The 14,149-nt window shown below is 64.4% G+C and carries 6 protein-coding genes and 4 pseudogenes; all 10 read right to left on the bottom strand.

Annotated elements, in window-relative coordinates; translation table 11 throughout:
• Positions 1-149: 149 nt before the first annotated feature.
• The 10 genes and pseudogenes from ACFQDL_RS26315 to ACFQDL_RS26270 all read right to left on the bottom strand — a co-directional run bounded on the left by ACFQDL_RS26315 (position 150) and on the right by ACFQDL_RS26270 (position 14,042).
• Positions 150-2,378: an acyl-CoA dehydrogenase gene (locus tag ACFQDL_RS26315; RefSeq protein ID WP_379911587.1), complete on the bottom strand. Its 2,229-nt coding sequence runs from the start codon at positions 2,376-2,378 to the stop codon at positions 150-152.
• Between the two features lie 258 nt (positions 2,379-2,636).
• A pseudogene (gene lhgO, locus ACFQDL_RS26310) lies at positions 2,637-3,864 on the bottom strand (L-2-hydroxyglutarate oxidase).
• A gap of 16 nt (positions 3,865-3,880) precedes the next feature.
• A pseudogene (locus ACFQDL_RS26305) lies at positions 3,881-6,018 on the bottom strand (TRAP transporter permease).
• Between the two features lie 290 nt (positions 6,019-6,308).
• Entirely contained in the window at positions 6,309-7,331 is a 1,023-nt protein-coding gene (locus tag ACFQDL_RS26300; RefSeq protein WP_379911586.1) for a TAXI family TRAP transporter solute-binding subunit, read from the bottom strand.
• Between the two features lie 286 nt (positions 7,332-7,617).
• Positions 7,618-8,037 carry an AAA-type ATPase lid domain-containing protein gene (locus ACFQDL_RS33080; protein ID WP_465264019.1) on the bottom strand — a complete coding sequence of 140 codons (420 nt, stop codon included), beginning with the start codon at positions 8,035-8,037 and terminating at the stop codon, positions 7,618-7,620.
• Between the two features lie 77 nt (positions 8,038-8,114).
• Positions 8,115-8,840, bottom strand: a pseudogene (locus ACFQDL_RS33075) (sigma-54-dependent transcriptional regulator); the annotation flags it as partial.
• Complete coding sequence (locus ACFQDL_RS26285) at positions 8,837-8,995, bottom strand: response regulator (protein WP_379911584.1); 159 nt, start codon at positions 8,993-8,995, stop codon at positions 8,837-8,839. The gene ACFQDL_RS26285 and the pseudogene ACFQDL_RS33075, both read right to left, overlap by 4 nt.
• Before the next feature lie 19 nt (positions 8,996-9,014).
• Positions 9,015-9,878, bottom strand: a complete 864-nt coding sequence (locus ACFQDL_RS26280) for a sensor histidine kinase (RefSeq protein WP_379911583.1) — start codon at positions 9,876-9,878, stop codon at positions 9,015-9,017.
• Between the two features lie 83 nt (positions 9,879-9,961).
• The gene (locus ACFQDL_RS26275; protein ID WP_379911582.1) at positions 9,962-11,137 is read right to left on the bottom strand and encodes a cache domain-containing protein; all 1,176 of its coding nucleotides are present in this window, start codon (positions 11,135-11,137) and stop codon (positions 9,962-9,964) included.
• Positions 11,137-14,042, bottom strand: a pseudogene (locus tag ACFQDL_RS26270) (insulinase family protein). Before ACFQDL_RS26270 ends, ACFQDL_RS26275 begins: the two are co-directional and overlap by 1 nt.
• Positions 14,043-14,149: the final 107 nt, after the last annotated feature.

Below are 14,149 nucleotides of genomic sequence, written 5' to 3'. Positions count from 1 at the left end.
CCGCGTTACTAAACCGACACCTTAAGATGGGTTACACGACGCCCAGGCTGCGTAAGTATCACGTATCTGGTTGCACTGCGTCGTTTCACCCATCCTACGAACTCACGTCTTGCTTCCTTTTTAGGCATCAGCGATGCGGCGTTGTTTCCTCATTTTTGCCGCACCGGATCCAGAGAGCTGAACACATCGACCTCGATCGCCCGGGCAACGGCCTCATCGGCCTGTTTCAGTTGTCCGGCCTCCTGTGGCGACAGCAGGCCCTGGCGCTGCGCCTCGTCCGGATCCTCGAGCCCCGCCTCCGTCATGCGCCGGCGCAGCGGTTCGCACGCCACGACACGATTGAAGGCGTCTTCCACCAGATCGATACCGTCGCCGGTATTGCCGAGGCAGATGCCGCCGGTCAGCCGCTCGCGGGTGGCACAGGGCCGCGTCAGCAGCCCGGCACAGGTACGGGTCAGGTCGTCATCCGGACGCCGCCGCCAGCGCCCCAGCGGAAAGGCGGTCAGCCGCAGCAACCAGCGCCAGACCGGCGACGGAAAGTTGTCGAACACCTCGCCCAGACGCTGCTCAACCAGGTGGCAGCCACTCTGCATGCAGTAATCCACCAGCGGCCGCTCCTCGAGGGGACTGCCGCCATCCCGGTGGTGCTTGAGCATCATGCTGAGCAGAAACAGCTCGCCAAGCACATCGCCGAGACGGGCCGAGAGCATCTCCCGGCGTTTGAGCGCGCCCCCCAGCACCAGCAGGGCGACCTCCGTGGTCCAGGTCAGCGTGGCCGCATAGCGGCTGAGCGCCCGGTAGTGGCCGGCGAGTCCCCCGGCGCCCCGCGGCGCGGCGGCCAGGCGCCCGAGACTGAGGCCATGCCCCAGGCTGCGGCCCAGTGCGGCCAGCAGGTGCCGCAAGTGGCCGAACAGCAGCCGGTCGAATGCCTCGATGCCGGCCGTCTCGTCCGCCTCCCCGGCCGCCTCCATCTCCCCGAGCAGAAAGGGGTGACAGCGCACGGCTCCCTGGCCGAAGACGATCAGACTGCGGGTCAGAATGTTGGCCCCTTCGACGGTAATGGCAATCGGTATGGCGCGAAACAGGTTGCCGAGATAATTGCCGGGACCGTCACAGATCGCCTTGCCGCCATGGATATCCATGGCGTCGAAGACGATCCGCCGCATCCGGCTGGTGGCCTGGACCTTGAGGATGGCCGATATCACCGCGGGAATCTGTCCCTGATCCAGTGCCTGGGCCGTTGCCCGACGCGCGGCATCGATCAGATAAAGCTCGGCCGCCATCTGCCCGAGGGCTTCCTGAATCCCTTCGAACTGACCGACAGGCACGCCGAACTGCTGCCGGATGCGGGCATAGGCGCCGCTGCTCCTGCAGGCCAATTTCGCCGAACCGGTACTCAGCGACGGCAGCGAGATGCTGCGCCCGGCCGCCAGCGCGCTCATCAGCATCATCCAGCCCTGGCCGATGCGCGCCTGACCGCCGATCACCCAGTCCATCGGGACAAAGACGTCATGGCCTTCGTTGGGACCATTGAGAAACGCCTGCAGCGCCGGATAGTGACGGTCGCCGATCTCGACGCCCGGCGTGCCGGTCGGCACCAGCGCCAGGGTAATGCCGAGAGCGTCGCGCTCACCAAGCAAATGGTCCGGGTCGTAGAGCTTGAATGCCAGCCCCATCAGGGTGGCGCGGGGACCAAGCGTGATATAGCGCTTGCGCCAGTTGACCCTCATGCCCAGTGTTCGCCTGCCCTCGTGCTCGGCATAGCAGACGTCACCACGATCCACCATCGACGCCGCATCGGAACCAGCCTCGGGACTGGTCAGGGCAAAACAGGGAATCTCACGGCCATCGGCCAGACGCGGCAGGTACCAGTCCTTCTGCGCCTGGGTGCCGTACTCCAGCAACAGCTCGCCGGGCCCCAGGGAGTTCGGCACCATCACTGTGACGGCCACCGCGATGCTGCGCGACGACAGCCGCATCACCACCTCGGAATGGGCGAAGGCGGAAAAGCCCAGACCGCCCTGGTCCTTCGGGATGATCATGCCGAAAAAGCCCTGCCCGGCGAGGAAGGACCAGATGGCTTCGGGCAGTGTCCTGAGCTCGGCATTGATGGCCCAGTCGTCGATCATCCGGCACAGCTCGTCGACCGGCCCGTCGAGGAAGGCCTGCTCCTCGTCGCTCAGCCGCGGCGGACCGGCGGCGAGGAGGCTGTCCCAGTCGGGCTTGCCGCTGAGCAGTTCGGCATCCCACCAGAGCCCGCCGGCTTCCAGCGCCTCGCGTTCGGTATCGGAGATCGGCGGCAATAGCCTGCGGATCCTGCGCAGCAGCGGTGCGCTCAGATAGCGCCGCCGCCATTGGATTATGGTGCTCTCACTCACTGTCGGCCCCTCCCGTTCTGCCTAATAGCGTAGGATGGGTGCAGCGATGCGTCTGCAGCAATTGACCGTTTCTCGCCGGATTCGGGCATCGCGGAACCCGTCATATCGATCGCATCACAGATCGAGTCGCCGCAGGAATTCCGACAACCCCGGCGGAATTGCATCGGTGGGTCGCACTCCGGTGGGTCGCGCTCCGGGCGGCGCTCCACCGGGTGTTTCACGCAGAACCCGACAATCCCGGTGGAATTCGCCTTAGGCTCATTCCACCCTACCGATTGACCCAACCGACGAAACCAGCGCTTTTACCTGCTCGACGATATGCCTGCCGATCGGAATCGCCGATGTGGCCGCTGGCGACGGCGCATTGCAGACCACCAGCGCCCGCCCGGTACTGACGAAGAGGAAGTCGTCGACCAGGCTGCCGTCCGGCCTCACGGCCTGGGCGCGGATGCCGGCCGGATAGGGCCTCAGGTCCTCGACCCTCAGCTGCGGGCAGTATTTCTGCACGAGCTTGAGATAGCCGCGCTTGCTGAGGGAGTTCTTCAGTTCCGTCAGGCTCGCCCTGAAGTTCTTCATCACCACTTTGCGAAGACCCGGATAACGCAGCATTTCGAGGGTATCGGAGAGGCTGATATCGCGCTTGCGATAGCCTTCGCGCTTGAACGCCAGCACCGCATTGGGTCCGACGGTCACGGTGCCGTCGATCATCCGCGTCAGGTGCACGCCGAGGAACGGCAGCTCGGGATCCGGGATCGGGTAGATCAGGTGGTTGACGATGCGGTTGTGCTGCGGCGGCAACAGGAAATATTCGCCGCGAAACGGAATGATGCGAAACGCCGGCTCCTGCCCCAGCATGCGTACCACCCGATCCGCCATCAGACCGGCACAGGCCACCAGGTAATCGCCGCCGACGCGGCCCCGGCGGTGATGACCTCGACCCCGCTCTCCTGTTCGTCGATGGCGGTGACCTCGGTTGAGTAGCGAATCTCGCCCCCTGCTGCTGCACCAGTTCGGCCATCCTGGCGGTGATTTCGGTGAAGCTCACGATGCCCGTCGAGGGCACGAAGATGGCACCGACACCGCTGATGTTGGGCTCGCGCGCGTGCAGTTGCTGCTGCGACAGCACCTCGATCGCGATGCCGTTCTGCTCGCAGCGCGCGACCAGATTCATCATGCGCTGGTACTCGATATCGCTGGTCGCCACCAGCAACTTGCCGCAGCGATCGTAGCGGATGCCATGTTCGTCGCAAAACGCCGTGGTCGCCGCGTTACCCTCCTTGCAGAAGCGCGCCTTGAGGCTGCCGGGCTTGTAATAGACGCCCGCATGGATCACGCCGGAGTTGTGTCCGGTCTGGTGTCGCGCAGGCCCCTCTTCCTTTTCCAGCACCAGCACAGAACGCCCGGGCCAGGCCTGCTGCAGCTGCCAGGCGGTCGACATCCCGAGGATGCCGCCGCCGATCACGATAAAGTCGTAGTGTTTGTCCATGGAAGACTCCTTCACTTCAGGCGGCCGCAGCTGCAGACCCGATACCGCGGCGGCTGTAGACGAACAGGGCAATGAAGACCGCAAGCCCGGCCAGGTCGATCAGCAGATTGTCATGGGGCCAGAGCATGGCCAGGGCGGACAGGCCACTGACCAGACGGGCCACCAGGTTCAGCCGGCCTTCCAGGTAGCCTTCCATGAAACCGACGAAGGCATAGAGCCCGAAGACACCGAAGACGAAGACCCGCAGCACCTCGTCGGCACTGCCGCCGATCAGGTTGGTATAGCCGAACAGCAGCGGCACCACATAGAGCCCCTTGGCGATCTTCCAGGCGGTAAAGCCGGTGGCCATCGGCGGCGTCTTGGCGATGGCGGCCGCGGCGAAGGCGGTCAGGCAGACCGGTGGCGTGACGTTGGAGTCCTGGGACAGCCAGAAGATGATCATATGGGCCGACAGCAGGGTCATCGACAACACCGTCGGATCCAGTGCCTGGGACAGCAACTGACCGGTGAAGTCCTGCGGCACCTGGGCCAGCAGCGCCCGCGCATCGGCCTCGGACATCGGCGACGCCAGCGCCGTGACTTTCTCCGGATCCACCAGCATGAAGATCATCCGTGCCGCCTCCGGCAGCCCGCCGCTCATCATCAGTTCGACCAGCCGGGTTTCGGCGATAAGGTTGTACAGCGCCGGTGCCGACAGGGTCGCCAGCACGATATAGGCCGCCGTCACCGGCAGCCCCATGCCCAGCACCAGCGATGCCAGCCCCACCAGCAGGATGGTGATCAGCAGACTGCCGCCGGCCCAGTCGCTGATCATCAGCGAGAAGGTATTGCCGATACCGGTCATCGCGACGACATTGACCACCAGTCCCACGGCCACCAGCAGCATCGCGGTGGTGGCCATGTTGCGGGCTCCTGGGCCAGCGCATCGAACACCGCCCGCGGCCCCATCGGACTCTTCGACAGCCAGGACGACACCACCACCGCGATAATCGAAATGCCGGCGGCATAGGTCGGTGTGAAGCCGTAGATCAGCAGCGCGACCAGCACGCCGAGGGGCAGCAGGAAGTGCCAGCCCTCCTTCAGCACCTCCTTCAGCGGGCGGGTATCCAGCTCGACGGCATGGGCATGACTGCGCATCGCCTCGACGCGGACATAAAAACCGACCGAGAGGAAGTACATCAGCGCCGGCAGCGCCGAGATGGCGATGATGTCGACATAGGGAATCTGGGTATAGGAGGCCATGATAAAGGCACCGGCCCCCATCACCGGAGGCATCAGCTGTCCGCCGGTGGAGGCGGCCGCCTCGACGCCGGCCGAGAAGCGGGCCGGAAAGCCGGCGCGGCGCATCAGCGGAATGGTGATGACGCCGGTGGACACCGTATTGGCGACCGAGGAGCCGGACACCGAGCCCATCAGTCCGGAGCCCAGCACCGCGACGAAACCGGGTCCGCCGACGAAGCGCCCGGCGGCGCAGCGCGACAGCTCGATGATGAAATCGCCGGCACCGGAGCGCACCAGGAAGGCGCCGAACAGGATAAACATGAAGACATAGGTCCAGGAGATCCGGGCGATGGAGCCGAACATGCCGTCGGAACCGAAATAGGACCGGTACAGCAGCGTCTCGAGGCTGAGGCCGGCAAAGCCGAACATGCCCCCGACAAGAGGCCCCCACCAGAACACGTAGGTCAGGGCCACGACAATCAGGCAGGGAATGAACCAGCCCGTAGTACGGCGTGCCATCTCCAGCGCCACCAGGATCGCCAGCAGCGAGAACACCCAGTCCGAGGCCACGAAATCGACGCCGCGGTCATAGAGCGCATCCTCGAAACCGATCAGATAGAGGGCACAGAGGATGGCGGCCAGTCCCACCAGGATATCCAGCAGCAGCACCGCTTTCTGGCCGGCCGGCGTCGCACTGCCGATGCCCGGCACCATCAACGCACAGATCAGCGCGAAACCGCCGAAATGAACGGCCGAGACATAGAGCTCGGACCAGGTACCGAGAGTGTTGAAATAGATGTGGGCCAGCGAAAACAGCACGCCGATCCAGTAGATAAAGCGTCCCGTGACGGACTTTTCGGGGCGTCGGGTCAACTCCAGACTCTTTAGCTTGTCCGCCGTTTCCTGATCGCTGACTTGGGGTTCGGTACTCATAGGTCTATCCGTAATCTTGGAACGGGAGAGGCAACCGGTAACCGAAGGTACCGGCTGGAAGTTTTTGACACTTCGTAGGATGGGTGGAGGTGCGCTCAGCTCGCGATTACCGGCCCTGCGTGCCCTGGACGCGCACCGTAACCCATCGATGGATTCAGGGTGCGGCCTATCGACACTCGTGCCGAACGAGACAGACGCCTGAGGCGCCGATGATGGGTTGCGCCGCGTAAACTGCGCTGCATTACGTCAGCGGTGTGCCATTGCGGCTTCACCCATCCTACGTTCTTTGTTTACTCGGCGATCAGATGTTCGGGAATCTCGATCCCGGCTTCACGATAGTAACGCGCCGCACCCGGATGCAGCGGTACCGGCATGCCCGCAATCGCCTTCTCCAGCGCCATCGCCTGGGTGGCCTTGTGGATGCCGTTGAGGAACGCCAGGTTTTCGTAGATCGTCCTGGTCAGCTGGTAGACATCCTCTTCCGGTATGTCGTCGCGCACCGCGAGAAAGTTCGGCTGCGCCATCGTCTGGACGTCCTTCGTCTGTCCCGGATAGGTGTTGGCCGGGATGGTGAAACGGGTCCAGAGCTTGTAGCGGCCGTTGGCCTTCTCGATCTCCTCGTCGGTGAAATCGAGAATGCGGATATCGCTGCCCAGCGCCGCGAAGGCCCGGGTGATCGCCGAGGTCGGTACCCCGGACGGAATGTTCATGCCCTCGACGGTGCCGTTCTGCAGCGCATCGGCCGAGGGGCCGTACCCCATGTAGGCCATATCGAACTGCTCGGCATCGATGCCCAGGTTGCCGAGGATGGTGCGCCCGGACCCCTCGGTACCGGAATTTTTCGGCCCGATCGAGAACTTCTTGCCGGCCAGGTTCTCGAGGTCCTGGATGGTGCCGGTCTTGGCATACTCGCTGCGCACCACGAACTGTTCGACGTTCTGCCACAGCATGGTCACGGAGCGCAGCTGCTTCTGCGGCCCCGAGGTCGCGAAATCCCCTTCTCCGTCCCAGGCCCAGGCGCCGTAGAGCCCCTGCAGAATCGCGAACTGGGCTTCGTTCTCGCGCATCAGCTTGATGTTTTCGCCGGAGCCGGCGGAGTTGATCGCCGACATGGCGAGCCCCTGGGTCGGTTCGAGCTTGACCTTGGCCAGAGTTGCCAGCGCGACGCCGACCGGATAATAGGTGCCGCCGGTCGAGGCGGTCGCCAGGATATAGGAGCGGTTCTCGGCCGCCTGACCCAGGGAGGCCGTCGCGCCCAGGGTACCCGCGGTCAGGGCCATCGCGATGCCTTTCAGAAGCGTGCGTTTTTTCATGCTGTTACCTGCTTATTGCTGTTGTTGTCATCGAGGTGAAACTCGACAGCGGATAAAGCAAGCCGAATGCCAATATTTAAGAAAATCCTTAACGATTGATTTGTAAGGATTATTTTCCCAATCATCGAACAACGACGGACCGATAGGCCATTTTTGGCTTATCGGGACGCCAACGCTTGGGCCAAATATGGCCGATACGGCTCGAAAAGCCGCTTTACCGGGGTATTTCGCCTCCGGCTACGGCTCTCAGCATCAACCATAGGCAATAAATGGCCGAAAAGCGGTATCAGGCGTTCATATCGCCGGTGAATTCGGCACGGTTGATGCCGTAGCGGATCATCTTCTGATTCAGGGTGCGACGCGGCAGGTCGAGCTCTTCCAGCACGGCCTTGATATTGCCCTGATGCCGCTGCAGGGACGCGCGGATAAGATCCGCCTCGAAGGCACCGACCTGCACCGCCAGCGGCTGGATGACCGTATCGGCGGGCCGGCGCTGCTGCAATGGCGTCTGGCGGGGAAACAGCAGCTCGCTGAGCTGAACGCGGTCGTCGAGGGCGAAACGCATCGCGATATTGCGCAGTTCACGGACATTGCCGGGCCAGCCGTAGCTTTGCAGCGTCTTGAGGTCCAGCTCCGACAGCCGGCGCGGTTCGCGTCCGTGCTGGGCGGCACAGCGACCGACATAGTAATCGAACAGCAGCGGCACATCGTCAAGGCGCTCCTCAGTGCCGGGATATGCAGCTGGGAGACGTTGAGGCGGTAGTAGAGGTCCTCGCGAAACTGCTCCTCGGTGCGCAGATCGGTCTTGGCCGCCGCCACGACCCGCAAATCGACCCTGATCGGCTCGTTGCCGCCGAGACGCTCGATCACTCCTTCCTGCAGCGCGCGCAGCAGGCGAATCTGCAGATGGGGCGGCATGCTCTCGATCTCGTCGAGGAACAGGGTGCCGCCATCGGCATATTCGAGCTTGCCGATGCGCCTTTTCGTCGCGCCGGTAAAGGCACCGGCCTCGTGACCGAACAGCTCGCTCTCGATCAGCGACTCGGGAATGGCACCGCAATTGATCGGCACGAAATGGCGCCGGTGGCGCGGTCCGAAATCGTGCAGGCACTGGGCCACCAGTTCCTTGCCGGTGCCGGTCTCGCCGTAGATGATGACGCTGGTATCGATCGCCGCCAGCGTCTGCAGCTCCTGTTTCAGCCGCTGCATCGGCGGCGACAGCCCTATGAGCCGGGCATCGATGCCGGACCTGGAGGCCAGGTCCTGTTGCAGACGGTGGTTTTCCAGCAGCAGCCGCCACTTGTCACAGGCGCGCTGCAGGGTCTCGACCAGCCGCTCCGGCACGAAGGGCTTTTCGATGAAATCGTAGGCGCCGTCGCGCATCGCCCGGGTCGCCATGTCGATATCGCCATGGGCCGTGACCAGCACCACCGGCAGCCCCGGCAGCCGGGTCAGCGCTTCGTGCATCAGCTCGAGGCCATCCATGCCCGGCATCCGCACGTCGGTCACCAGGATGCCGTCGAACCCCGGCTGCAGCCGTGCCAGCGCCCCTGGGCCTGGCTGAACGCCTCGACCTCGAAGCCCGCCATCGACAGCCACTGTTGCGTGGCATCGCGCACCATGGCTTCGTCATCGACCAGCAGCACCCGCCCCTTCGCACCCATCCTGTCTCCTCTTTGTACTTCAGGCTGTTTCGACATACTTCGGCAACCGCAGGCTGAAGACGGCGCCGCCTTGCGGTCGGTTGTCGGCACGGATCTCGCCCCCGAGGTCACGGACGATCGAACGCACGATCGACAGCCCGAGACCGAGACCGTTGCCGATCGACTTGGTGGTGAAGAACGGCTCGAACAGCTTCTCCCGTGCGCTCGGGTCGATCCCGCCACCGCTGTCGCCGACCTCCAGCTGCAACCAGTCCCCCTCGGCGGCCAGCCTCAGACTCAGGATCCGGGGCCCGCCCCGGTCCGCCATCGCATCACAGCCATTCCGGATCAGATTGACCAGCACCTGTTCGAGACGGGCACTGTCCCCGGCGACCCTGTCGTCGTCGCAGTTGCGCTCGACCTGAAGTTCGATGCCCTGTTCCTGCAGGCGCCCGCGGAACAGCGACAGCGCCTGATCGATGCAGGCGCCCAGGGCCACCGGCTCCATCCGCTCCGGCTTGCGGAAAGCGAAGGTTTTCAGCTGCCGGGTAATAAGCGCCATGCGATCGACCAGCGAATTCACCTGGCCGAGACTTTCACCGAGCAACAGTGGCTGATCGAGTTGCTGGCGACAGATCGCGAGATAGGTCCGCATCGCCGTCAGCGGCTGGTTGAGCTCATGCACCACGGCACTGGACATCCTTCCGAGCGCCGCCAGTTTTTCGGCCTGCACCAGCTCCTGCTGCATCGCCTCGAGCTCGCGGGTCCGTTCCACCACCTTGTCCTCGAGCGAATCCCGCGCTTCGCGCAGTGCCTGCTCCAGGCGCTTGCGCCGGGTGATGTCGATGACCGTGACCAGGTAGCGCGGCGCCAGGCTTTCGCGCATCTGACGAATCGAAAACATCAGCGGAAAACAGGAGCCGTCGGCACGCTGGCCCAGGGCCTCCTGGCCGATCAGCGGGGCGAAGGCCCGGCTGCCCAGGCGGGTCAGCGCCAGTTGCAGGGTCCGTCCGCCTCCGGCTCGAGGAACAGCCGACGCAGCGGCTGCTGCAGCGCCAGGCTGGAGGACAGGCCGAACTGTTTCAGCGCGGTACCGTTGAGAAAGCCCATCAGGCCGCCGGCATCGACGGTGATCAGCCCCACCTGAGCCGTATCGATGATATCGCGCTGCTGCTGTTCGCTGCGCTCCAGCGCGCGCCGGGTCTCCTGCTGCGAACGCTGCTTGAGACGCCGTTCACGCAGCAGCAGCAGCAACAGGCCCAGGGCGATGCCGCCACCGAGCGTTACCAGACCGACGGCGCGTGCATTGCGCGCGGCGGCGCGACGGTCCTGAAACACCGTCAGGCTCCAGCCGAGATCGTCGAGGGCCACGGTCTGCGCCAGACGGTGGCCCTCGAACAGTTGCGGCCAGATATGGATCTCGGTGCCGTTGAGCAGCGTGCGCACCTGCTCGTCCTGCGCAAGTTCCGCCCGCTCGCGCCCCACCCAGTCCGGCTCGGACGCCGCGATGAGGCTGCCGTCCCCGCTGCCGAGCAGCCAGGGCAAACCCGGGCCGAGGCGGTGCTGCAGCAGCTGCAGGTTAAGCCTGACCACCGCGGCGCCGATAAAACGCTGCTGATCATAGATCGGTGCCGACAGGTAGAATGCCGGGCTGAGGCTGCCTTCCGCCAGCGCGAAGCGCCGTCCCTGCTCGCCGCGCCGGGCATCGAGAAAATAGTCCCGGCGGCCGTGATTGCGCAGGTAAAAGTCCTGCTGGTCGCGCCAGTGACTGTAGGCCACGGCGCGGCCATCGGCATCGAGAATGAAGAGCGCCGTGGAGCCCGCGACCAGATTGGTCTGTTCGAGGTAACGGCTGACCCGGACGCCCATTTCCTGATTCGGATAGAGCAGCAGGCGCGGCACGTCGCGGTTCTGGGTCAGCAGAAACGGCAGGTAGTCGTAACCGTCGAGCCACTGGCGTATCTCGCCCACGCGTTCGAGCAGCGCCTCCGAGCCCTGCTGCTGCAGCTGCTGCAGCGTCCAGTCGCGGGCCCGGTAGGCCGCGAACAGCGCCAGCAGCAGGACCGCCAGCACGACCGGCACCAGCGCCAGCAGCGATGCCGAGCCGCGATGGCGCCCCGGCCTCCTTGTCGTTCGGCGCCCGGACGACCCCGGGAGTGCCATCAGATCGCGACGATCTCGAAGTCGTCGGCCAGCTTGGTCGCGCGGTTCGGGTTGGTCACCACCGCGATGCTGGCGTTGTCACCGGTCAGATATTTCTGCGCCACCCGCTTCAGGTCGTCCAGTCCGACCTCGAGGATGCGACGGCGGAACGCCTTGCGCTGTTCCGCCGTGCGGCCGAAGAGCGCGCTATGGTAGGCCTGCTTGGCCTCGCCCGCCGGCGACCCCGGCTTGTCGATCGAACTGACCACGCCAAGAATGGCCTCCTCGAGTTTCTGGGGATCCTGCTCGCTGTCGAGCAGCCAGCGCACCGAGGCATCGAAATCGTCGAGGGTTTCGGTCAGGCGCGGGTCGCGATAGGAGAAGAAGCGGAACACCGCATCGCCGGAGTCCTGACCGGCGCCGGAGCCGTAGGCACCGCCCTTCTCGCGGATCGCCCGGTGCAGGAAGCCGTTGCGCAGATAGTCTCCGAGTACCGTCAGCGGGGCCGAATCCGGATGCTCGACCGGCACGGTCGGGTAGGCCTTGGCGCAGAAGTTCACCTGGGTGCTGGTTGTCCAGAGCTGGCGTACCGCCTCGCGCACGGGTTCCAGGGCAAAAGCCGCGAAGTCGGCGGCAAACGCCTCCTGCTGCCAGCGCGCGGTCACGGCCTGCTGCATCGGCTGCTGCTGTTCGGCTTCGCCCACCAGCAGGAAACGCCGTGGCGCGGCGAGGAACTTGTCCCGCATCGTCGCCAGCTGATCGGCCAGACGCTGCAGCGCCGGCTCCTCTTTCAGTGCCGCATCCAGGGTTTTGACGAAGCGGATGCTCTCGAGTCCGCGGGACTCGTGGGCCAGCTGCGCCGCCGGACTCATGCGGGCCGTCGCGGCGTTCATCGCCAGGGCATGACCATGACCGGTGATGCTCTGCTCCTTGCGGGTACGCTGCTGCGAGACGATCTCGCGCAGGCGCTTGAGCTCGTCGAAACGCGCACGGTGCAGGGTTTCGTGCATCAGATCGGCCAGCGCCTCCTGGCCGCCAGCGCCTTGCCCGACAACACCAGGTAACCGCTGACCTGCTGTTCGTTGTCGATGGCACCGCGCACCTCGGTGTAGGCGCTGAGGCTGCCGCAGACCTGGGACTGGTACTGCTGGTTCTGCTGGTAATCGCGCTCGCCGCAGCCCAGCTCCGTGAGGCAGTGGCTGAACAGCGGCAGCAGGCGGCGCTCGTCGGCATCGAGTTCCGGCATATCGAGGATCAGCTGCTGATAGACCAGACCGTTGGTCCCCTGGGTGTAGCTGTCGAGCCGCAGCGGCATCTCGCGCCGAGCGTCGGCCTGCGGAATTTTCATGTCGGACGGTACGTCGGGGATCCCGACCTTCGGCAGGATGCTTTCATCGTCCTGCTGCATCTGGCGCGCTTCGAGGGCACTGGTCTGTTCGATCAACTGCAGCTTTTCACTGTCGCTCAGGCCCTGCCGGATCGCCTCGAGACGTGCGGCCTCGGCCTGTTCGGCCCGCGCGGTGATCTGATTGTCGGGGCGCAGCGTCAGGCGCACCCGATGGGCGTTGTCCAGCAGCAGCTCGCGCACCAGGGTCTGGATGAAGTCGGGCTGCTCGATCTCTTCGCGCAGCTTTTCCAGCACCGGATCCAGATTGAGCACGGCGATGGGATCGCCACGGTGCATGGCGGCCGACATCGACGACATGATCAGGTTGAGGCCGTAGGGATAGCCATCGCCGCTGATCTCGCGCTGGGTCAGCTCGAGCTGATGCAGCTGGGCCTCGAGCATTTCCTGGGGCACGCCCTTCTCGGCCACCTCGCCGAGGGTCTCCAGCACCAGTTGCTCGAACGCGGCGGCATGCTCCGGCTCGCTGCCTTCCAGACCGCACATGAAGCTCATTTCGCGGTTCGAATCCTCGAGCCCGCACAGCGGCGACGGGGCGCTGCCCAGGTCGCTGGATTCGAGCGCATAGCGCAGCGGCGACGCGCTGTTGTCGAGCAGCACCCGGGACAGCAGGTGCGCCTTGAGCTGGGCTTCCAGATCGATGGAATGACCCAGCAGCCAGCCCAGTACATGGTGGGTCTTGCCGCTCAATTCCGGCTCGTCCAGGGCGTAGGCCTCCTCGACCCGGATCGGGGCGTGCAGCCGTTTTTCGTCCGTCACCTCGATATGGCTGTCAAGACGCTCGAAACGCTGCAGCGCCTGCTCGTCGAACCGCTGCTGCAGCTCCTGGGCCGGAATGTCGCCGAAGGTCATGAAGACCGCATTGCTCGGATGATAGTGACTGCGATAGAACTCGAGCAGCTGCTCGTAGCTGAGATCGGTGATGCACTCGGGATCGCCGCCGCTGTTGTAATGGTAGGTGGTGGTCGGAAACAGGTGCTTGCCCAGGGTCTGGTACAGCGTCGAGACCGCCGAGCTCATCGCACCCTTCATTTCGTTGAGCACAACCCCCTTGTATACCAGCGGCGAATCCGGGTTGCCGTCCTCGCTGAACTCCAGACGGTGGCCTTCCTGGGCGAAATCCAGCGGATCCAGACGCGAAAAGAAGGTGGCATCGAGATAGACGTCGAGCAGGTTGAAGTAGTCCTTGCGGTTCTGACTGGCGAAGGGATAGGCGGTCCAGTCGGAACTGGTGAACGCATTCATGAAGGTGTTCAGCGAACGGCGCGTCATCATGAAGAAGGGATCGCGCACCGGATAGCGCTCACTGCCGCACAGGGCCGTGTGTTCGAGAATGTGGGCCACCCCGGTGGAGTCCATCGGCACGGTGCGAAACGCCACCAGGAAAACATTTTCCTCGTTGTCGGCCGCGATGTGGTAGTGCCGGGCACCGGTCTTGAGATGCTCGAATTCGTGCATCTCGATGTTCAGGGACTCGATGGTCTCGCTGCGGAGAAAACGAAAGCTGGAATGTGTCTGCATGGAGCGCCTGTGCCTCAACCTGTCCGTGGCCGTATGCCGGCCGTCGTTGACTTGATGCCCCATTCTATCGGGTTGGCCGGCGGTTTCAAAAAACTGTTGCATTTGGC

Source organism: Marinobacterium aestuariivivens, assembly GCF_042661465.1.
GTDB classification, from domain to species: Bacteria; Pseudomonadota; Gammaproteobacteria; order Pseudomonadales; family Balneatricaceae; genus Marinobacterium_A; species Marinobacterium_A aestuariivivens.
Note: the sequence above shows the minus strand (reverse complement) of the source record. Positions and strands in the feature narration are given on the sequence as shown.

Coding starts and splice junctions, on each gene's coding strand:
- ACFQDL_RS26300 (WP_379911586.1), bottom strand. CDS start 7,331: ATGAAAAAACGCACGCTTCTGAAAGGCATCGCGATGGCCCTGACCGCG.
- ACFQDL_RS26285 (WP_379911584.1), bottom strand. CDS start 8,995: ATGGGTGCGAAGGGGCGGGTGCTGCTGGTCGATGACGAAGCCATGGTG.
- ACFQDL_RS26280 (WP_379911583.1), bottom strand. CDS start 9,878: ATGTTTTCGATTCGTCAGATGCGCGAAAGCCTGGCGCCGCGCTACCTG.
- ACFQDL_RS26275 (WP_379911582.1), bottom strand. CDS start 11,137: ATGGCACTCCCGGGGTCGTCCGGGCGCCGAACGACAAGGAGGCCGGGG.